The organism is Ectothiorhodospira variabilis (assembly GCF_022227625.1).
Taxonomy (GTDB): Bacteria; Pseudomonadota; Gammaproteobacteria; order Ectothiorhodospirales; family Ectothiorhodospiraceae; genus Ectothiorhodospira; species Ectothiorhodospira haloalkaliphila.
Map to the genome: position 1 here is coordinate 16,988 of NZ_JAJNAO010000002.1, position 19,112 is coordinate 36,099.

A 19,112-nucleotide genomic window follows, 5' to 3' on the forward strand; every position below is an offset into this window, starting at 1 on the left:
AACTCGCTTTTAACGGGTTCGACACAGGCCGGCTAATGCCATGTCTGCGACGCGGCGGCGTGACGCTCACCGCGCCGTGCATCGATACCCAACAGTTTGACCACCAGCTCCATCGGGTCCTGCTTGGCACCAAAGTCGCCCTGCAGGATGCCCAGGCCGCCGGAAATGGACCGCACATAATCCGAATAGGCCCGCGCCAGGATGAGATCCGTCACGAACGGGAGATCCCGGTAGAACCCGCTGGCGGTGAGATGCTCCACAAACCAGCCGCGCACCCCCTCCAGGTGTTCCGGGGTCGCCTCCAGGGGCAGGATGTTCATGCCTTCGTTGCCGGCCACGAACTCGCGCACGGCACCGCTCATGGTCTGCGTATCCCACACCCAGCGGGTCATCAGGGGGACGGCATCCGGGTAACGGAAATGCAGCAGCTCCGCCGCCAGATCCCAGGCCGCACCGGATTCCTTGCGGGTCTGGGTGGGGATGCGCTCACAGAAGGCGCGCATCCGGCTCAGCAAATCACCCCGCCCATACACCAGCCCCAGGATGGCCTCGGAAAAGGCCTCCGGGGACAGGTTCTGCATGGGCCCGGCCAGCTTGCGCCGGGCCGGGAAGACGCATTCCAGCAACACCCCGGAGACGTCCGCCCGCAAGGCTGCCGGGCGTTTATCCGGCAGCGCCGCGGTAAAGACCTGGTGCTTGCTGCGCAGCGCCTCCAGATAGGTCTCCACGCCCCCACGCTCTTTCATGTCCTCCAGCAACTGTTCAAGCTTGCTGGCGGCAATGCGGGGCTCCAGGCGGATCTTCAGTGGGGCGGGCCGGATGTGCTTGTCCATGGCCGCGTCAACCCGCCTTGCGGACCAGGGCCGTCAGATCCATCACGGCACGGCCACCGGCCGCCGCCCCCTGGGCAATGGAATCGTCGATGGTCTCCGGCCCATAGGCGGCGCCGCAGGAATAGACGCCGGGCCGGGAGGTGCCACAGGTGTTGGTGTATTGCTCACCCTTTTGCAGGAAACCATGCTTCTCCAGTTCCACCCCGAAGACCTTGGAGATCTCCGGGTTGTCCTGGTTGGGATCCATGCCGATGGCGTGCACCACCATGTCGAAGGGAATGACGATGGGGCGCTTGACCAGGGTGTCCTCCCCCTTCACCAGCAGGCGGCCATCCCCGGAGGCGGTCACCTCGGCGATACGGGCCTTGACGAACTTGGTCTTGAACTCCTCCTGGGACTTCCAGTAGAAGCGGTCCTCGTAGAGCCCGAAGGTACGGATGTCCATGTAGTAGATGAACACGTCGGTCTCGGGAGACATTTCCTTGATCTCGATGGCCAGGTTGGCCGAGACGGTGCAGCAGATCTTGGAACACCACTCACGCCCGATCTGCCGATCCCGGGACCCCACGCACAGCAGGATGGCCACCCGCTCGGGTACGCGCCCATCCGAGGGACAGGCGATCTTGCCGGACGCCACCATCTGCTCCATCTGGGTGCTGGTGAGCACATCAGGGAAGGTGCCAAAGCCCCACTCGGGCTTGTTCACGGAGTCGAAGTGGGTGAAACCGGTGGCCAGGACCACGGCCCCGGCCTTCACCTGCTTGTTGTTGCTCAGCTTGGCGGTGAAGTTGCCGGGCTCGCCATCCAGCTTCGTGACGCGGGTTCCCTTGTGGATGGTGACGGCCTTGTCGTCCTCCACCCGCTTGACCATGCGACCGATGGCATCCTTGGCCCACTCGCCGGAGGGCACCAGCTTGGCGTAGCCGGAGAGGATGGGGGCACCGCCCAGCACCTCTTCCTTTTCCACCATCACCACCTTGTAGCCGGCGCCGGCCACCTGCGCGGCGGCCGACAGGCCGGACGGCCCCGACCCGACGATCAGTACTGTATCCTGCATGATGCCTTACCCCCCATAAGCCAGTTCGGGTTTGTAGAGATATTCGATGTTCCCCTGCTCCACCTCCTTGAGGTAGGCCTGGAAGTTCTTCTTGGCCTCGGACCAGGAGATGCCCATTTTTTCCACCAGGTCCTCGCAGGGCGAGGCATGCCACTGCAGCTGCACGATCTTGAGCGGATCGGCGCCGCAGGCCAGTGCGGCAAACTGCACCTCGGCCATGATGGGGATCTGGAAGTCCTGTTCGTGGGCCTTGCCGATCCACTGGTTCTTGTCCATGGTGGTCACGCAGCCGGTGTCGTTGGCCAGCATCACATCGGCATTGGCCTCTTCCCGGGCCACGCGGATCTTGCGGTTCATGGTGAACGAACGGGTGAACTCGCGCTCCGAGATGATGTGCCGGAAGCCAAAGCCACAGCAGTCGTACCAGGTGGAGTAGTCGATCACCTGGGCACCCAGGGCCTGGGCCATGGAGGTGATGATGGCGGTGCGGTTGCCACCCAGCACCTCGGGATCATAGACCGCATCCTCGTGGATCATCTTGTAGTAGTGGCAGGCCACGTGGGCGGTGGTGCGGATGTGGGAGACATCGATCTTCTGCAGTTCCGAGGCGATGCGGTTGCGCATCACGTGCACCCACTCGGAGTAGTGGATGATCTCCTCGGGGATGACGAGCTTGCCATCCACCAGGCGCCCCAGCTTGTCCAGGATCTTGGTGACCTTCTCGCGCAGTTCCGGGGATTCGATCAGGTACTTGCGAATCTCCTTGTAGTTGCCAAAGGAGGTGCCGCAGTGCACCAGCGGGTAGAAATGCCCGGCCTCGTGGCCGTGCTGCTGGCCGGATACATAGGCCTGATGGAAGTTGCGCAGGAACACGGCCGCCAGGGATTCCACATTGCCGATGCCCGAGCCATGGTAGTTCCAGGCGGTGCAGGAGGTCTGGTCGGTCTCGTCCAGGTAGTCCTTGCCCGGCACGAAGCCGAACTCGTTCATGAACCACAATAGTGAGGTGGGATAGCCTGGGATGTTGCCGCACTGGCCGCAGGACTTGTGGTGCCACAGCTGCTTGGTGGGCACCTTCTTGTCCCAGCCGAAGAGGGTCTTGACCATCTTGGGCTCGTGCTGGTCCTCGATGCGATGGATCAGGATCTTGCCTTCCTTCTCCAGCTCGTACATGTGCTCGCGCACATCATCCATGCGGTCACCCAGATCGATGGTGCGTCGATCCACGTGCTTGCGCACCCAGTCGGTGGCCTTGACGGCCTCCTCGCGGGAGAGCTGGGTCTGCTGGAAGAAGGAACCGTGTCCGGCCACGCCCTGGCCGTCGGTATTGTGAAAACCGGGCTTCATGGCACCGGCGCCGGTGCCTTCGGCGGTGGCGTTGTGCCCGCCGGGGGTCTGGTCTTTAGCTGTCATGGGTGTGCCACTCCTCTACGCTCGGCATGTGGTGGTGCAAGGCGAAGGTGGGCTCAATCTTCTTCCTGTTCTTCGAGCCACTCGTCGTATTCCTCCCTCTTCTCGTCGATGAAATCCTCGATCACGTCGAACAGGTTTTCATCCATCAGCTCAAGCGACTTGAGCACCCCCGTCATCTCCCAGATGGTGTACATCTCTACGGATGTTTTCAGGGAGATCTCCCAGGCGGTATCGGTGGTCTGCAAGGTCTGCATGGGGATGGCCTTGCGCAGGATGCGCAGATCCCCGTCCACCTTTTGAATGTTCGGACCCCAGTCGGGGAAGTGGTCGGGCTGGATCATGTCGGGGGAGAGCTGGTTGCCGGTGGTGATCAGCTTGAGCATCACCCGGCCGAAAGGCCGCAGCACATCCTTGGCCGACTGCATCTCATGCTTGATGGCCACCTCCCGCATGATGGCCACCAGGCCGCCAGGGGAGTTCTTGAAGGGACAGCGGGCCGCGCAGGTCATGCACTGGGCGCAGGCCCAGATCTTTTCCTGCATGGCGTCGTAGATCTGCTCCACGTTCTCGGTCCAGAGCAGCTGCACGATCTCGCGGGGGCTGTAATCGTAGAACTGGGCCGAGGGGCAGGTGGCGGTACAGATACCGCAGTTGAGACACCCGTTCAGCTCGTGGTCGTAACGGAAGTCCCCACGAATGTCGTCGTAGATCTGCTGCATTTCCGCATAGGTTGCCATGAGATACCTCTTTGCATATCGCGGGGCGTTATGGATCTATGCCCTAGTAAAACTGTCAACTTTTCAGTTGTTCAGGAAGTCTAGACCATTTCCAGGACTTCGCGAGCCGTTACACGTACAGGCAGATATCCGAGTCGCCGGCGAACTCGAAAAAGGTGGCGGCACCGCCATAGTCGATGCCTTCGATGAAGTCGTCCCGGGCCATGTCGAACAGATCCACGGTCATCTGACAGGCCACCATCTTCACGTCGGCCTCCAGGCACATCTCCCGCAGCTCTTCCACGCTGGCCACGCCCTTGGACTTCATCTTCTTCTTCATCATGGAAGTCATCATGCCCTGCATGCCGGGCAGGGCCTGCAGCAGCACGGGCATCGGCATGGGCATGGGCATGCCCGGATTACCCAGCGACGTCACCTGCAGATCCGGCTTTTTCTTCAGCAGTTGAAGGCCGTAAAAGGTGAAGAAGACCTGCACCTGGTAACCCAGGGCAGCGGCCGTCGAGGCCAGGATGAAAGGGGGGTAGGCCCAGTCCAGGGTACCCTTGGTGGCGATGATGGCGAGTTTCTTTTCCGACACGTCCTACAACCTCCTTAAATCTGCCTGCTTGAACTGCCAGGTCATTGGCCCTTGATCCAGGGGCTCTTGATCGAGATGGCCGTCGCGGGGCGACGGCCACGCAGCCCTTGTCAGGACTTGCGCATCAGGAAGTAGAACTTGCCGCCCTCTTCCTTGTGCTCCATCAACTCGTTGCCGGTCTGCTTGGCAAAGGCCTCGAAGTCCTTCACCGCGCCCGGGTCTGTGGCGATGATGTGCAACACCTGTCCGCTGGACAGGGAGGCCAGGGCCTTCTTGGCGCGCAGAATGGGCAGCGGGCAGTTCAGTCCGGAGGCATCCAGTTCCTGGTCGAAATCAGCCATGGTTCAATCACTCCTCTAGCGCGGGACGAGCGGCATTCTGATGCAACCGCGGCAATGTCCCCAATGTTATGTGGAAAAGCCTTCGCCGCCAGATCATCGCATGAATGCGCCAGGCTCCGGGGCTTTGGCGTCTTAAGGATTTTTTATCCCTTGAAGCATCATACTTATAGCCGGTCGGCCCGAGTTGATTTGCGACAACTCAATTGCGACACACGTTACCGTATTAGCATATACTAAGACAACATATAATTAGACGCTCTGGAAATTTCATGCGGGGATTGCGCTCCTGAACCAAGGGGCCGCGTCGATGTCTGAGGCGTGGTAGTGTTCAGCGGGCCGGGACCATCCCCGCCACATCAGCCGAGGACCCCCAGACCATGGACAAGAAAGCCTTTGCCGTTGACACCCAGTACGCTGTCACCCTGCGTGACACCAATGGCCGGCTCCGGCCCGCCAACCTGTATGTCCACCAGCTCTTCGACCAGGACATGATCGCCCGCCGCACCGACGGCGGCGCCCAGTCCGGCCTGCTGTTCAAGATCCCTTATAAGGATGTGGCGCGGGTGGTGCGCACGCTGCCGGTATCCGACAAGAAACGCTTCATGCTGCCCGAAGCCATGTTAAAGCCGAAATTATGGGAAAACCGAAGTTCCATGGCCGCCTATTCTTCGTCCCCGGGACTGGGCAAGTAGACGACACCACTCGCGGACACGGCCCGTCGCAACGAGGGCGGGGCGCACACGCCCCCCGCCTCTGGGCGCGACTGGTCACCGCCCTGCTCTGCCTGGCCCTGCTGTGGCCCGTGCATGCGCCGGCCCAGGTATCCCTGCCGGAGATCGGCGACCCCTCCTCGGCCATGCTGTCCCCCTCCCAGGAGCAGCAACTGGGCCGCTCGCTACTGCGGGAGGTGCGCCGCAACCTGCCCCTGAGCAAGGACCCACAACTGCTGGGATATGTGGAGGCCGTGGGCCAGCGTCTGGTCTCCAGCGCCCCGGATGGGCACCCCAACTTCACCTTTTTGGTGGTGGAAGACGATGGCATCAACGCCTTTGCCATGCCCGGCGGCATCGTCGGGGTCAACACCGGCCTGATCGAGGCCACCCGCAACGAGGCCGAACTGGCGGCCGTGCTGGCCCACGAAATCGCCCACGTCACCCAGCGCCACATCGCTCGCGCCTACGCCGGAAGCACCCGCATCGACCTGGCGGCAGGCCTGGCCATCCTGGCGGGCATCATTGCCAGTGCGTATGCCCCGGAATTGGGCCAGGCGGCCATTGTCGGCGGCATGGCCGGCAGTGCTCAGGCGCGAATCAACTTCACACGCGCCAACGAGCAGGAGGCCGACCGCATCGGCATCTCCATCCTGGCGGCCACCGGCTTCGATCCCCAGGCCATGCCCAGCTTCTTCGAACGTCTACAGCAACTCAGTGGCGGGCTGGCTGAGGCCGTTCCCGAGTACCTGCGCACTCACCCGGTGACCAGCAACCGCATCAGCGACAGTCGCGCACGCGCCGATCAGTACGAGGGAGACTACCGCAGCGACTCCCAGGAGTTCCGGCTGATTCGGGCTCGTATCCAGGCACTCCAGGACCCCTCGCGCACGATCAGTCTTCACGAACGGCGAAATGACGGTGAGCCCCCCACGCCGGAACAACTCTATGGCTATGCCCTTGCCCGGAACGAGCGCGGGCAGCGAGACCGGGCGCTGGCGGCCCTGGAGCGGATCGACACCTCGGACAACGAGAGTCTGGCGCTGTACGTGGAACTTGCTCGGGCGGAAGTCCATATGGAGGGCCGGAACCCGGATCACCCGCGGGCGCTCGAGACCCTGGAGCGGCTGCACGACATCTATCCCGGTTACCTGCCCGTGGCTCAGACCTACGCCAGGGCCCTGAAAGACGCCGGCCACCATCACCAGGCCATTCAGGTGCTCGACCGACTGCTGGAAGCGGATCACCCGCCCCCGGAACTGCTGCGCCTGCGGGCCGATGCCGCCGCTCGCGCCAATCGCCAGGTGATCAGCCACGAGAGCATGGCAGAATATTATTTTCATCATGGACAGTACCGGGAGGCGGTCAGACAGCTGGATCGCGCCCTGGCGTCACCGGACCTCACCCCGCACCTGGAGGCCCGGGTACGCAGCAAAAGGGACATTGCCATGCGTTTTACGGACGACCGATAGACCACTTCAGCATATCCTGATATTCGACATTTCGCATATAACTAAAAAACACTTGTAAAAAAGATTTAGTTAGGTACGCTGTGAATTGTGATCCGTCAAAGCAATCTGAATCGCAGATTGGCACGCCGCTTGAAGGGCTTGCCACACCATGAGATCGAGTGATCGATCCAACCCCGAATCCTCAGGGATGGGTTAACGGGCCAGGCAAGGCCCCGCATTGAAATAACTGGAGGAGACCACATGAACAGCAAGCGTCGAGTGTTTCTCAAGGGCACCCTGGCGGCAGGCACCGTGGGGGTGGCCGTAGGCGCCGGCCTGCTCACACCCAGCACCGTACTGGCCAGTGCCCGGGAGGGTTTCGAGGCGGGATCAATCAGCGATGCGCTGCAATCCGTGATGGGGTCGGACAGCCACGACTCGGGTGACATCACCATCAGCGCTCCGGAACTGGCAGAAAACGGTGCCGTCGTTCCCATCACTGTGGAATCCAGCCTCACCGGCGTGACGGACATCGCCATCCTGGCGGCCGCCAACAACACCCCGCTGACCTCCAGCTACAAGTTGGGCGAGGGCACCAAGGCCTACGTGGCTACCCGCATCAAGATGGGCGAGAGCTCGGACATTGTTGCCGTGCTCAAGTCCAACGGGCAGCTGTACAGCAGCTCGCGGGAAGTCAAGGTCACCATCGGCGGTTGCGGCGGCTGATCCACCAGACCGCGCACCCCCAGGCCCAAACCAGGAGAACCTGCCATGTCCAGCATTCGCGTACGCGCTCAGCTCAGTGACGGTGTAACCAATGTCCGCGCCCTGATCAGTCATCCCATGGAGACCGGTCAGAGAACCGACAGCGGCGGTAACACCATTCCTGCCCATTACATCACCGAGGTCAAAGCCAGTTTGGGGGATCGCGAGATCCTCACCGCTAACTGGGGCCCGGCCATCTCCCGCAATCCCTATCTGTCCTTCCAGTTCGAGGGTGCCTCCTCCGGCGACACCCTGGATATCTCCTGGGTGGACAACAACGGGGAATCGGACAGCACTCAGGTGCGGATCAGCTAACCGTCACAAGATCATGAGACCGGGCGCCCCGCAGGCTTCGCGGGCCGTCCGATCACAGGTTAGTCCGATCACAAGTCTTGCAGTACGTCGCGCCATTCGTTCCCACGGGAACGGCCACCAGGAGGAGCGATCCGACCATCCAGAGCGTTGGCGGATCACGGCAGGAACACAACATAATCATACCTGCCATTTGAGCAAGCCCGGTTTTCGCCGGGCTTTTCTTTGCATGGGAAAGACGCCGGACAACGGCGCATCATGTCTGGAGGAAGCTAGATGAATCTGTCCCGCCGAGAATTTCTGCAGATCCTCGCCGCCGCCGGTGTGGCCGGTTTCTCACTGCCCGCCTGTGCCCGCCTCGGGGCTGCCAGCAAGAATCCCGGTGATCCTTATGAGTTGCCTCCCAAGGGCAATGTCTCGATCCTGCATTACACCGACTGCCACGGCCAGTTGCTGCCCGTGTATTTCCGTGAGCCCCATGTCAACCTGGGAGTGGCCGACATGAATGGCCGCCCACCGCACCTGGTGGGCAAGAACCTGCTGGAGCACTATGGCATTGACCATCCCGGCCTGCTCTCCCATGCCTATACCTACCTGGACTACGTGAAACTCGCGGAACACTACGGCCGCGTGGGGGGCTTTGCCCATCTGGCCACACTGGTGAAGAAGATCCGAGATCAGCGTCCGGGCGCCCTGCTCCTGGACGGGGGCGACACCTGGGGTGGCGGTTCGGGCACGGGCCTGTGGACCAACGCACAGGACATGGTGGATGCACAGCTGAAACTGGGCGTGGACATCATGACCGGCCATTGGGAGTACACCTTCGGTGCCGACCGGGTGCGTGAGATCCTGGAAAACGACTTCGCCGGTCACATCGAATTCCTGGCCCAGAACGTGGTGGACGTGGACTGGGGCGACCGCATCTTCAAGCCGTATACCATCCGCGAGATGAATGGCGTCAACGTGGCCGTGATCGGCCAGGCCTTCCCCTACACCCCCATCGCCAACCCGCGCCACATGATCCCCGAATGGTCCTTCGGCATCCGCCAGCGGGAGATGCAGGATACCGTGAACGATGCCCGGGCCGAGGGGGCGGAAGTGGTGATCCTGCTGTCCCACAACGGCATGGACGTGGACATCAAGCTGGCCCAGGTGGTGGACGGTATCGACGCCATCATGGGCGGGCATACCCACGACGCGGTCCCTGCCCCGTTGGAGGTGAAGGGGCCGGAGGGTGGCATCTGCCTGGTCACCAACGGGGGTTCCAACGGCAAGTTCCTGGGCGTGCTGGATCTGAACTTCCGGGATGGCCGCATTCGCGATTACCAGTACCGGCTGCTGCCGGTGTTTGCCAACCTGATCGAGCCGGACCCGGACATGGCCCGCTACATTGAACAGGTGCGCGACCAGGAGGTCACCTTTGATGGCCAGACCTTCAACATGAAGGACAGGCTCTCGGAAGAGTTGGCGGTGAGCGAGGACCTGCTCTACCGGCGCGGCAATTTCAACGGCACCTTCGATCAGCTCATCTGCGATGCCCTGATGGAGCAGGTGGATGCCGAGATCGCCTTCTCCCCGGGCTTCCGCTGGGGCACCACGGTGCTGCCGGGCATGCCCATCACCTTCGAGCACATCATGGACCAGACCGGCCTCACCTATCCGGCAGTGACCCGCAATGAGATGAGCGGCGCCATGATCAAGGAGATCCTGGAGGACGTGGCCGACAACCTCTACAACGCGGATCCCTTCTACCAGCAGGGGGGCGACATGGTGCGGGTGGGTGGCCTGAAATACAGCATCGACCCCACCCGCTCCATTGGCGAGCGCATTGCCGACATGGAACTGAACGGCAAGCCCATCGACCCCAACCAGAATTACGTGGTGGCCGGCTGGGCCAGCGTGCAGGAGCAGCCTGCAGGCGACACCGGTCGCAAGATCTGGGATGTGGTGACCGACCACCTGCGCGACCACGAGACGGTGTCCATCAGCGAACTGAACGAGCCGAAGCTGCGGGGAGTCGAGGGTAACCCGGGGCTTTCGTCAGTTTGAATGCAGGGAGTGGGGTGAGGGGCGAGCCCCCTCACCCTATCGGTCTGCCACCACCCGGTTACGCCCATTCTCCTTCGCCCTGTACATGGCCGCGTCTGCCCGCTGTATCAGGGAGTCCACATCCTCCGTTGCTCGCCATTCGGCTGCGCCAATGCTGGTACTGGGCCTGAAATCATCACCCAGAGGTTGCAACTCCCGGGTCCGCGCCCGCAAACGCTCACCCACCTTCATGGCCACGTCCAACGAGGTGTCGAACATGTACAGACCGAACTCCTCACCACCCAGACGCCCCGGCAGATCCGACACCCGCACCAGGGCGCGCAGCAAATCGGCAAAGGCCACGAGCACCCGATCTCCCGCTGCGTGACCGTAGGTATCGTTCACCCGCTTGAAGTGATCCAGATCGATCATCAGGATGGACAATCGATGCTGCCGGCTCCTGGCCTGGGCCACACCGGACTCAAGTCGCTCCAGAAAATGGCGACGATTTGCCAGGCGGGTGAGCCCGTCGGTACGGGCCAGTTCCTCGTTCAAGGCATTCACCCGGGCCAGATCCCGGTTGGCCCGCCTCAGGTCACGCACCAGCCGGGACATGTCCAGGGTGAGGTTGCCCATACGGGCTACCACTTCATGATCGTCAGACTCGGCCACTTCGCCTATCAGCAGGGTGTGCCCATCCAGGGGATAGGCGTGAAACAGGCAACGCTCCCCCTCCGCCGCCGCGCGAAACACCCGGGCCACGGTCTTTTTCTGTGCCTCACCGGGCTCAATGTCCACGGGCCCATCTTCGTCACTGAAAAAATGGGCAATTGGCTCTCCGCGCACATCCGCAAAACCCGCATAACGAGACCTGAAGGCGCCATTGGCGCAGATGATCCGGCCGTCCCGTCCCACCTCCAGCACCAGCAAACGTCCCGAATTCACCACGTAGTCGTACAAGGCTCCGACCAGATCGGGCCCTGGCGGCGTATCGCGGGTACCCGGTCTCAAGCGGGGTCACCCAGGCTTCGGGCCCAGGCCACCGCGGCCGTGGCACTCTCAAGATGCAGATCCGCGTTGACCGACTGCACCAGCCAGGGAGCGTCCTGAAAGGCCTGGCCACCGACCACGATGGGGGTGGCATCATCCGGCCCCAGGGCCGCCCGCAAACTGGCCACGGTGGCCCGGGCCTCGGCCACATTACCCACCAGCGTGACCGACAAGGCCACGAAACGAGGGCGTTCATCCAGCACCGTGGCCACCAGGGTTTCGGGAGGCGTATCGGCGGTAAGCAAGGTGATATCCCAACCATCCAGTTCCAGGCTCACGGCCAGCATCCAGGAACCCATCTCGTGGAACTCGTTGGACACGGGAGACACCAGCCCGCGACCCCGGTCGCTCTCGGGAAACGGTTGGTCGTAATAAAGTGCTGCCAGCACTCGATAGACCATGGCCGTGGTCTGGTGCTCCATGGTCACCGACAATTGACCGGCCTCCCAGCGGGCCCCCACATCCACCATGGCCGGATAGAACAGGTTTTGCAGCAGCGATTCATAGGGCATTCCATCCAGCAACAGGCCATGGCAGCGATCGATCACGCCCGTCGTATCTCCCTGGATAAGGTGGTCGACGATGTACTGATAGTCTTCCTCCCAGCAAGGCTGTACGGACACCCGCCGTGTGCGGTACTGGTGCGCGGCCTCGATGAGCTCATCATGGTGCTGCACCATCCACTCATAAATGGGCAGGATCGCCTCGGCCTCCCGCGCGGGCAGGATCTCGGTGATCACGTCCCCCCAGGTTTTCCACTCGTGGAGAAAGAACTCGAAGGACACGCCCTGATTATGATACGTGGCATATACCCAGGCCAGGGCCTGCTCCAGCAGCCGAGCGTCGTTCCCCGCCATGACCTCGCCCATGAAGGCGGCATGGTGGCGACGGGTGCTATCCATCAGCCTTGGCGAATGACTGCCCAGCCATTCCCCTAGCCGGGAATCCTGCCCCATCCGAAAGGCCACGGCATTGACCAGTTGGCCACGGCGCGCACGAAAGGCCTCCGCCGCGACTTCCTCTACCGGCAAGGGGGGATGCGTTGTTTTTGGATGTGTTGGCACGATGGACTGGGGTGGTCTTGAGACAAGGTCCAGATTACATCATTGTGACGCCGCCAGGCATTGTCGGGAATCACGTCCGGGCAGCTTGCCCTGTATGTCAAATCTCATCACCCTGCCATATCTCTGGCTATATCTTGTAAAAGGCAGCGGTGAAGTCGTTGTCCAGATAGTCTTCGAGGATCTCCACTCGTGCCCCCAGCGCCTCCCCGTGTGCCCGAATCTCCTCCGGCAGATAGTAGTTGAAGCGTGATGGCCCCGGCTGGCCCTTGAGAAGATTGAATACAAAGGCCTGCCGCGTGGCACCGTAGCAGTGCTGAATGAAGCGCCCCGTTTCATCCCGGGTGAGATTGTTCATGGCGCCGCTGCATAGATAGAAGTCTGCCTTGGGCAGGGGGTCCTTTAGTACATCCATCAACCATATCTGGCATCCCGTGCGCTCACGGGCTGTCTGGATCATGGGCTCGCACACCTCCAGACCAACATACCCGGCGGGTGGGCCACGGTGCTCACACAAAAAGTTATAGAGGTCTCCGAACCCACAACCGGCATCCACCAGGGTTGTGCTACTGAGGTCCTCGGGCAGGCAGCGGGCCAATGCAACAAACCGCGCCGTCTGAGTGTAGGCCGAGCGCCAGTGCAGCCCCTGTGGCGTCGCCCCGTGGTCCGCCATGGCACGGCGGTAGAAGGCCTCGTTATCGACTCTGGGCATGGGACACGACCCTTGGGGATGGGGTGGGATCAACATAGTCCCCAAGGTCTCCAGGGTCAATGCACCTGACTTACGCCAACTCACGCGCCGGCCTTTGCCGATGTGACACCACCCTTTGTGCGCATGTGCTGTTTTGATACGCCTGCGGCCTGGGCAACCGCCCCGGAGACATCGTGACATCAGGCCCATAAGTGACTGTTCATGATGACATTCACAACGCAATAACTCAGTTGGCACATCTCCTGCTTAGCCTTGGTTGTCATTTCACCAACCCAATGGGAGCAATCAATGACATTACGCAAGACAGCCTTGACCCTGGCCATCACTTCCCTCTTCGCTCTCGGTGGCACGGCTGCTGCTCAAGGCTTCGGCGATGATGCTGGCGGCGCCCCGCCGGATGCCCAGCAAGGCACCCCTCCTGATGCCGGCGGCGCAGCCGCCCCTGGCGCCGCCCCCGAACCCACGGTGGAGCTCACCGACCAGGTGATCGACGACTTTGTGGATGTCTTCGTGGAAGTCCAGAAGATTGAGGAAGACTTTGCCCAGCAGCTGGATGCCGCCGAAGACCAGGCAGCAGCACAGGCCATCCATCAGGAAGCTCAGGAAAAGATGGTTGAGGCCGTCGAGGCCAATGGCATGAACGTGGAGGAATACAACGAAGTGGCCATGGCCCTGCAGGGTGACCCCGAGCGCCTTGAAGAGGTGATCGAGCGTACCCAGGATCGCCTGTAACGCAGCAGATCATTAAGCCTACCCCGGCCGGCCCGGCGCTGGCCGGGATCCTGGTCAATCCCGATAGGAGTGGCACCATGAAACACGTGAAGAAAACCCTGGGCGTGCTCGCCGCCGTCCCGCTGGCCCTGCTGGTGGGCTGTGGCGACCCGGGCCCGGAGATGGACGAGCCCTTCGAGCCGGCCGATCAGCCAGACATGGAGCAACAGGAGGGCATGGGTGCACCGCCGGATGATGGCATGGGCGCACCGCCTCCGGATGACGGCATGGGCGCACCGCCCGCCGATGACGGGATGGGAGCCCCGCCGCCGGATGATGGAATGGGCGCTCCCCCCCCGGACGATGGGATGGGTGCACCGCCCGAAAGTGACATGGACATGGAAGCCCCCGAGGGTGAAGATCTGGACCGCTGAGTCCGTTTCATCCCACGGCAGGTCCCGCCCGAAGGCGGGGCCTGCGCTTTTCAAGGCAGGCCGCTAGACCAGCAGCCAGGCCAGATAGGCCAGGTAAGCCCCCAACAGGAGCACCCCGAAGAGACGCCCCATGTCACGCCGCCAGGCGAAGACCATCCAGACCACCAGCGCGAACAGCAGCATCACCGACAGATCCACGTAGGAAATGCCGCCGGCCCCCAGCGGGATGATGGTGGCGGTGATGCCCAGCACCGCCAGCACGTTGAAGACGTTGGAACCGATGATGTTGCCCAGCACCATGCCGGTTTCACGCTTGAAGGCAGCCGCCACGGTGGTGGCCAGTTCCGGCAAACTGGTGCCCACGGAGACCAGGGTCAGACCGATTACCGCCTCGCTCACCCCCAGGGCCCGACCAATGGTGATGGCGCCACTCAAGAAGGCCTCGGAACCCACGTATAGACAGCCCGTCCCGAAGACCACGAAGAGGGCCGCCCGACCCACGGTAATCCCCGCATAGGCCCCCACCTCTTCCGCCACCTGATGGCCCGCCATCTGACGCCGGGCCAGATGCACCTGCCAGGCCACGAAGGCCACCAGCAGAAGCAGCAGCGCCATGCCCTCAATACGGGTGATCATGCCGTTGTAGAGCAGAATGAACGGCAAGGCCACGGCGCCCACCATCACCGGCAGTTCCCTTTTGAAGGTCTCCTGTTCACAGCGCACCGGGTAGAGCAGTGCCGCCGCAGCCAGCACCAGACCCAGATTGGCAATATTTGACCCCACCACGTTGCCCACGGCGATGGCCGACTGCCCCTGAAGGGCCGCCATGATACTGACCACCAGCTCGGGGCTGCTGGTGGCAAAGGCCACCACCGTCAGTCCGATCAGGAGGGGGGAAACCCCCGTGCGCAGGGCGATGGCGCTGCTGCCGGCCACCAGGCGATCGGCGCCGTAGGTCAACAGGGCCACGCCCAGCAACAGCAAGAAAAGCGCAAGCAACATGATGCGAATCTTCCGGATCAGGATGGGGGCCGGAGTATCGCACAGACCGCCAGGGCGTGAGGGTCAGAGCTCCTGCTCCACCCGATTGCGGCCGGCCTCCTTGGCGCGGAACAGGGCGATGTCGGCGCGCTTGAGGATATCGTTGGGATCCTCGCCCACACGCAGGCAGGTATAGCCAAAGCTGGCGGAGAGGCTCAGGGACTCATCCTCCCCCACGGTGATGCCACCTATCTCCTGACGCACCCGGTCAATCACTGCCCCGGCCTCGGCGAGGCTGGTCTGCGGCAACACCAGCAGGAACTCCTCGCCACCCCAGCGACCATACACGTCATACCGGCGCACGCCCTGGCGCACCGCGCCAGCGATCTCGCACAGCGCCGTGTCACCCACTTCATGGCCGAATCGGTCATTGATGCGCTTGAAATGGTCCACGTCCATCAGGCACAGGACCAGGGGGGTGTGCTTGCGCTCGGCCCGTTGAATCTCGTCCTTGAGACGTTCCATGAGAAACCGGCGGTTGGCCAGGCCGGTCAGCGGGTCCTGGTTGGCGGCTTCCCGCAGGCTTTCGGTGACTTCCCAAAGGTTCTTCTGATACTGATCCGAGATGCGCGCCAGCTTATGCATGCGCCGCAATTGCCTGTCGCAACGATCGGCCAGGCTCTGGGTGTGGTTGCGCTCCAGCAGATGATAGCCATCGCTGATACGCATCAGCCGCTCCAGGCGCTGATCCTGGGCCAGTGCGTAGTCCCGCAGCTGTGCCAGGGCCTCATGAAGCGGATGACCCTGGAGGTCCGGATCCTCCAGCAGGGCCTGTACCTGCTCGAGGATTTCCGGGCCGGCCTGCGGTGGTCGCGTCTTAGTCATCCTCATCCGGGGTGGGCACGATATGGAACGGAAAGGTGTAATCCTCACGGAATTCCTCTGCCATCTCCATCACGCGCTCGTTGCGCGGGTCATAGAGCCAGTTCACTTCCACCTTCCGGCCCTGCCCGTGGGCTTCCTCCAGCAGATCCAGGATATCCATCATGGCCTTGACGCTGCTCGTGTTCATGTAGATCAGCAACAGCTGCAGGGTCAGCGGGCCGTTATCCCCGGCGAGATAGGCCTCGATCCAGGCGAACACCTGGCCGAAGAACTCGAAGGAGTTTTCCGGGTAGGAATTGCCCTTCATGCACAACTCCCCCCTCCCCCAATGGCTGGAGATGGACGGCGTCGACTGGGTTTCCGGGACATCCAGATCGCTGATGGCTGACTGCATGGCTGCCTGGTCTTGTCGTCGTTGTAGGGTCATATCACCGCCCGCAGACTGAAAAACACCCGTTGATCCCCTTCAAGGGTGGAAAGTCGCGCACTCAAGGGTTCCACCGACTTGCGAGCCACATCGGTCAGGCCCAGCCCGGCGCCCGAGAGCGCACCCGGCTCGCGGGGCTTGCGCAGCTGGGCCTTGTAGGCGGCCTTGAGCTCGGCCTTGTCCAGGGCCGCCAGGGATTGCACCCGTTCCATGAGCGTCTGGCCGTGCTCTGGCTCAACCAGGTTACCGGCCATGATCACATACCGCCCCTGGTCATCACGCGCCACCACAACCGTTGCCGTGCCATCCCGGTCGCTGTAACCCATGCGGCTCACATAGTGGCGGATGTTCTGGGTCAGTTCGATATAGATGGCGAACACATCCATGGCCGCACCGGGTCCGGCGCGATCCGCCTCCAGGTAGTTCCTCAGGGCATTACCGATCTCCTCAATCAGGCTGCGGGAGATGGGGCCATTGAAGCACAACAGGATCTGGTCCCGATTGAACTGACTGCGCAGACCGTACAGGTCGATGCTGGACATGGATGCAGTGGATCCTCAAGGGTCATGAGGGTGATGATATGACGGTTTCGCTCGTTGGGGCACCCCCTGCCCCCAGGCGGAAGGCCAGCACGGTGACATCATCCCGCTGTTCGTACTCCCCCCGGTAATCCTCCAGGGCCCGCTCCAGGGCCGCAGCCTGATCCGGCATGGGCCGCCGGGCATGGGCCAGTATCAGGGCCTTGAACTGGGTCTGCCCCAGACCGTAGCCGGCTTCACCCCCTGCCTGATCCAGGTAACCATCCGTCACCAGGTAATAGGTGCTGGCGTAATCCAGGGGCAGCTCGGTGTCCTGGTACTGGCCCACGCGCCGGTCCCCCAGCGCCCGTCTGCCACCCTTGACCGTTTCCACCCGGTTACCGTCGCTACGGTAAAGGCTGATCCGGGCACCCGCATAGCGCAGCACCCCCCGTTCCAGATCCACATTAGCCAGTCCCACGTCCATATGGGTGGTCACCTCCCGCTGGGAATCCGCATCCTGCATCATTTCACGTATGGTGGCGTCGGCATGGGAGAGCACGGCGGCCGGGGAATCCACACCCAGATGATTCACCGCCTGATCCAGGGCGCTTCGGGCCAGCATGGTCATCAGGGCGCCGGGCACCCCGTGGCCGGCACAGTCCACCACGCCCACCAGGTAGCGGTCCCGCTGGTCGTGATGAAACACGTAGAAATCGCCACCCACCACATCCCGTGGGCGCCAGAGCACGAAATGATGGGGACCAAAACGGTCCCGCAGGCGGGCATCGGGCAGGATGGCCCTCTGGATGAGGCTGGCTGAATCGATGGATTCGCGAATCTGACGCTGGGCGGCGGCCATCTCCAGATTGCTCTGCCGCAGGCGCGCGGTTCGCTCCTCGACCCTCTCCTCCAGTTCCTTGGTATGGTTCTGTACCCGCTGTGCCATGATGGCAAAGGCACGACTCAAGTCCCCCAGTTCATCTCGCCCGGCCTGCGGCAACGACACCTGATAATCTCCCTGGGCGATGGCACCGGCGGATTGCCGCAGATCCCGGATGGGTCTGAGCAGCAGACGATCCACCGCCAGGCCAAACCCCAGCAGCATGATCACCAGGATGAAGGCGACGGCCAGCATGCCGCCACGCAGCCAGGCCCCCTCCATCACCGGCGCCAGCCCCAGATCCACGGCGGTGACCACGTGCCATTTCAGTTCCGGCGCATAGGCCAGGGCCAGAAGTTGCTCGCGCCCGTCCAGGTTCACGGCGAGCAACGGCACCTGATCCGGTGTGGCCTTAGCCATCGCCATGGCCCGCTCCAGCCGGTCACGGTCTTCAGAGCCGGAGAATTGTCCGGCCAGGGTGATGATCGCCTGCCCCTCCCCCGGGGAACCGGTGGTGGAACCAAAACTGATCAGTTCCGGGTCAGGGTGGGCCTGAATGGCGCCATTACGGTCCAGGATCATGGGCGTGACGCCCTCGGGATGATCGTGGATGAACTCCGCCAGAAAACCGCTCAGATCCAGGCCTGTGCCGGCCAGACCCATGCGTTGTTCGCCCTCCTGCACCAGCACGTTGATCCACACCCGGGTGGTGCCCAGCTGTACGTCCGGATTGACGTTGATGTTGTAGTCCGCCTCCTGGTCCAGGGTATTGAAGAACCACGCATCGTCCGGGTTATCAGGATCGAGGGTGTAGCGGGGCTTGTCGCTGAAAGCCTCGCCGGCGTCATTGAAGTAGTAGTGGCCACTCTGCGCGCTGACCAGAAAGTAGGACTGATCCCGAAAATCCCGTCGGTACCCTTCCGCCTCGGCAAAGAACAGGTCACGCTTGTCCGGATCATCCTTGTCCAGCAGCCATCGGCGGGTCACATGGGAGTCGGCCAGGCGCATGGACAGGGCCAGTTCCCGGGAGACGGGGGCAAGGATCTGTTCCCGATTGAGCCGGGTGAAGTTCTCGGCGAAGGCCTCGCCGAAGTACGCACGCACCCCCTCCAGGACACTCCAGCCGACCAAGCCCGCCGGCACCATGGCAATGACGCAGGCCAGCCCCAGGGCCAGCATGGACTTGGCCCTCAGTCCCAGACTGTTGATGCGCATTGCCGTGCTGC

Annotated in this window: 21 protein-coding genes; 7 read left to right on the forward strand and 14 right to left on the reverse strand. The window is 62.5% G+C overall.

The window, feature by feature from the left end; genetic code table 11:
- Positions 1–32: 32 nt before the first annotated feature.
- The 6 genes from LPW30_RS02620 to LPW30_RS02645 all read right to left on the reverse strand — a co-directional run bounded on the left by LPW30_RS02620 (position 33) and on the right by LPW30_RS02645 (position 4,958).
- The gene (locus LPW30_RS02620; RefSeq protein ID WP_025282111.1) at positions 33–833 is read right to left on the reverse strand and encodes a hypothetical protein; all 801 of its coding nucleotides are present in this window, start codon (positions 831–833) and stop codon (positions 33–35) included.
- A gap of 7 nt (positions 834–840) precedes the next feature.
- The gene (locus LPW30_RS02625) at positions 841–1,890 is read right to left on the reverse strand and encodes a CoB--CoM heterodisulfide reductase iron-sulfur subunit A family protein (protein ID WP_029762543.1); all 1,050 of its coding nucleotides are present in this window, start codon (positions 1,888–1,890) and stop codon (positions 841–843) included.
- Positions 1,891–1,896: 6 nt separating this feature from the next.
- Positions 1,897–3,303 (reverse strand): heterodisulfide reductase-related iron-sulfur binding cluster, encoded by a 1,407-nt coding sequence (locus LPW30_RS02630; protein ID WP_025282113.1) that lies wholly within the window; start codon positions 3,301–3,303, stop codon positions 1,897–1,899.
- 53 nt (positions 3,304–3,356) lie between these two features.
- Positions 3,357–4,022: a 4Fe-4S dicluster domain-containing protein gene (locus LPW30_RS02635; RefSeq protein WP_025282114.1), complete on the reverse strand. Its 666-nt coding sequence runs from the start codon at positions 4,020–4,022 to the stop codon at positions 3,357–3,359.
- 127 nt (positions 4,023–4,149) lie between these two features.
- Positions 4,150–4,617 (reverse strand): sulfur carrier protein DsrE2, encoded by a 468-nt coding sequence (dsrE2, locus tag LPW30_RS02640; RefSeq protein WP_239680027.1) that lies wholly within the window; start codon positions 4,615–4,617, stop codon positions 4,150–4,152.
- Between the two features lie 110 nt (positions 4,618–4,727).
- On the reverse strand, positions 4,728–4,958 hold the full coding sequence (locus LPW30_RS02645; RefSeq protein WP_025282116.1) for a sulfurtransferase TusA family protein: 231 nt from the start codon (positions 4,956–4,958) through the stop codon (positions 4,728–4,730).
- A gap of 377 nt (positions 4,959–5,335) precedes the next feature.
- Between LPW30_RS02645 and LPW30_RS02650 the strand changes: the two genes are divergently transcribed.
- The 5 genes from LPW30_RS02650 (at position 5,336) to soxB (ending at position 10,245) form a co-directional block, all read left to right on the forward strand.
- A complete protein-coding gene (locus LPW30_RS02650) occupies positions 5,336–5,650 on the forward strand; it encodes a hypothetical protein (RefSeq protein ID WP_025282117.1) in 315 nt (104 codons plus the stop codon).
- Positions 5,593–7,140 carry a M48 family metalloprotease gene (locus LPW30_RS02655; protein WP_084306704.1) on the forward strand — a complete coding sequence of 516 codons (1,548 nt, stop codon included), beginning with the start codon at positions 5,593–5,595 and terminating at the stop codon, positions 7,138–7,140. The genes LPW30_RS02650 and LPW30_RS02655 overlap by 58 nt, the downstream gene beginning before the upstream one ends.
- Positions 7,141–7,380: 240 nt before the next feature.
- Positions 7,381–7,845, forward strand: coding sequence for a thiosulfate oxidation carrier protein SoxY (gene soxY / locus LPW30_RS02660; RefSeq protein ID WP_025282119.1), 465 nt, complete (start codon positions 7,381–7,383; stop codon positions 7,843–7,845).
- 45 nt (positions 7,846–7,890) lie between these two features.
- Entirely contained in the window at positions 7,891–8,199 is a 309-nt protein-coding gene (gene soxZ / locus LPW30_RS02665) for a thiosulfate oxidation carrier complex protein SoxZ (RefSeq protein WP_025282120.1), read from the forward strand.
- Positions 8,200–8,472: 273 nt separating this feature from the next.
- Positions 8,473–10,245: a thiosulfohydrolase SoxB gene (soxB, locus tag LPW30_RS02670; RefSeq protein ID WP_239680028.1), complete on the forward strand. Its 1,773-nt coding sequence runs from the start codon at positions 8,473–8,475 to the stop codon at positions 10,243–10,245.
- Between the two features lie 36 nt (positions 10,246–10,281).
- On the opposite strand, the gene LPW30_RS02675 is transcribed toward soxB, so the two are convergent.
- The 3 genes from LPW30_RS02675 to LPW30_RS02685 form a co-directional block, all read right to left on the reverse strand.
- Complete coding sequence (locus tag LPW30_RS02675; protein WP_239680029.1) at positions 10,282–11,235, reverse strand: GGDEF domain-containing protein; 954 nt, start codon at positions 11,233–11,235, stop codon at positions 10,282–10,284.
- Positions 11,232–12,305, reverse strand: coding sequence for a cobalamin B12-binding domain-containing protein (locus tag LPW30_RS02680; protein WP_239680030.1), 1,074 nt, complete (start codon positions 12,303–12,305; stop codon positions 11,232–11,234). Before LPW30_RS02680 ends, LPW30_RS02675 begins: the two co-directional genes overlap by 4 nt.
- Positions 12,306–12,465: 160 nt before the next feature.
- Entirely contained in the window at positions 12,466–13,047 is a 582-nt protein-coding gene (locus LPW30_RS02685) for a class I SAM-dependent methyltransferase (protein ID WP_025282124.1), read from the reverse strand.
- A 288-nt stretch (positions 13,048–13,335) separates the two neighbouring features.
- Here LPW30_RS02685 and LPW30_RS02690 point away from each other — a divergent pair, with 288 nt between their 5' ends.
- Both LPW30_RS02690 and LPW30_RS02695 read left to right on the forward strand, forming a co-directional pair.
- Positions 13,336–13,779, forward strand: a complete 444-nt coding sequence (locus tag LPW30_RS02690) for a DUF4168 domain-containing protein (protein WP_025282125.1) — start codon at positions 13,336–13,338, stop codon at positions 13,777–13,779.
- A gap of 77 nt (positions 13,780–13,856) precedes the next feature.
- Complete coding sequence (locus LPW30_RS02695) at positions 13,857–14,192, forward strand: hypothetical protein (protein WP_239680031.1); 336 nt, start codon at positions 13,857–13,859, stop codon at positions 14,190–14,192.
- Positions 14,193–14,255: 63 nt separating this feature from the next.
- Here LPW30_RS02695 and LPW30_RS02700 read toward each other — a convergent pair whose 3' ends face one another.
- The 5 genes from LPW30_RS02700 to siaA all read right to left on the reverse strand — a co-directional run bounded on the left by LPW30_RS02700 (position 14,256) and on the right by siaA (position 19,101).
- Positions 14,256–15,194, reverse strand: coding sequence for a calcium/sodium antiporter (locus LPW30_RS02700; RefSeq protein WP_239680032.1), 939 nt, complete (start codon positions 15,192–15,194; stop codon positions 14,256–14,258).
- Between the two features lie 63 nt (positions 15,195–15,257).
- On the reverse strand, positions 15,258–16,058 hold the full coding sequence (siaD, locus tag LPW30_RS02705; protein WP_238623624.1) for a biofilm regulation diguanylate cyclase SiaD: 801 nt from the start codon (positions 16,056–16,058) through the stop codon (positions 15,258–15,260).
- Entirely contained in the window at positions 16,051–16,485 is a 435-nt protein-coding gene (siaC, locus tag LPW30_RS02710; RefSeq protein WP_274520598.1) for a biofilm regulation phosphoprotein SiaC, read from the reverse strand. Before siaC ends, siaD begins: the two co-directional genes overlap by 8 nt.
- On the reverse strand, positions 16,482–17,027 hold the full coding sequence (gene siaB, locus LPW30_RS02715) for a biofilm regulation protein kinase SiaB (protein ID WP_238623625.1): 546 nt from the start codon (positions 17,025–17,027) through the stop codon (positions 16,482–16,484). The genes siaC and siaB overlap by 4 nt, the downstream gene beginning before the upstream one ends.
- A gap of 22 nt (positions 17,028–17,049) precedes the next feature.
- Entirely contained in the window at positions 17,050–19,101 is a 2,052-nt protein-coding gene (gene siaA, locus LPW30_RS02720) for a biofilm regulation protein phosphatase SiaA (RefSeq protein ID WP_239680033.1), read from the reverse strand.
- Positions 19,102–19,112 lie beyond the last annotated feature (11 nt).

Coding starts and splice junctions, on each gene's coding strand:
- LPW30_RS02650 (WP_025282117.1), top strand. CDS start 5,336: ATGGACAAGAAAGCCTTTGCCGTTGACACCCAGTACGCTGTCACCCTG.
- soxZ (WP_025282120.1), top strand. CDS start 7,891: ATGTCCAGCATTCGCGTACGCGCTCAGCTCAGTGACGGTGTAACCAAT.
- LPW30_RS02625 (WP_029762543.1), bottom strand. CDS start 1,890: ATGCAGGATACAGTACTGATCGTCGGGTCGGGGCCGTCCGGCCTGTCG.
- LPW30_RS02655 (WP_084306704.1), top strand. CDS start 5,593: ATGGGAAAACCGAAGTTCCATGGCCGCCTATTCTTCGTCCCCGGGACT.
- soxB (WP_239680028.1), top strand. CDS start 8,473: ATGAATCTGTCCCGCCGAGAATTTCTGCAGATCCTCGCCGCCGCCGGT.
- siaC (WP_274520598.1), bottom strand. CDS start 16,485: ATGACCCTACAACGACGACAAGACCAGGCAGCCATGCAGTCAGCCATC.
- LPW30_RS02690 (WP_025282125.1), top strand. CDS start 13,336: ATGACATTACGCAAGACAGCCTTGACCCTGGCCATCACTTCCCTCTTC.
- LPW30_RS02700 (WP_239680032.1), bottom strand. CDS start 15,194: ATGTTGCTTGCGCTTTTCTTGCTGTTGCTGGGCGTGGCCCTGTTGACC.
- LPW30_RS02685 (WP_025282124.1), bottom strand. CDS start 13,047: ATGCCCAGAGTCGATAACGAGGCCTTCTACCGCCGTGCCATGGCGGAC.
- LPW30_RS02635 (WP_025282114.1), bottom strand. CDS start 4,022: ATGCAGCAGATCTACGACGACATTCGTGGGGACTTCCGTTACGACCAC.
- siaA (WP_239680033.1), bottom strand. CDS start 19,101: ATGCGCATCAACAGTCTGGGACTGAGGGCCAAGTCCATGCTGGCCCTG.
- LPW30_RS02695 (WP_239680031.1), top strand. CDS start 13,857: ATGAAACACGTGAAGAAAACCCTGGGCGTGCTCGCCGCCGTCCCGCTG.
- siaD (WP_238623624.1), bottom strand. CDS start 16,058: ATGACTAAGACGCGACCACCGCAGGCCGGCCCGGAAATCCTCGAGCAG.
- LPW30_RS02620 (WP_025282111.1), bottom strand. CDS start 833: ATGGACAAGCACATCCGGCCCGCCCCACTGAAGATCCGCCTGGAGCCC.
- LPW30_RS02645 (WP_025282116.1), bottom strand. CDS start 4,958: ATGGCTGATTTCGACCAGGAACTGGATGCCTCCGGACTGAACTGCCCG.
- soxY (WP_025282119.1), top strand. CDS start 7,381: ATGAACAGCAAGCGTCGAGTGTTTCTCAAGGGCACCCTGGCGGCAGGC.
- LPW30_RS02630 (WP_025282113.1), bottom strand. CDS start 3,303: ATGACAGCTAAAGACCAGACCCCCGGCGGGCACAACGCCACCGCCGAA.
- siaB (WP_238623625.1), bottom strand. CDS start 17,027: ATGTCCAGCATCGACCTGTACGGTCTGCGCAGTCAGTTCAATCGGGAC.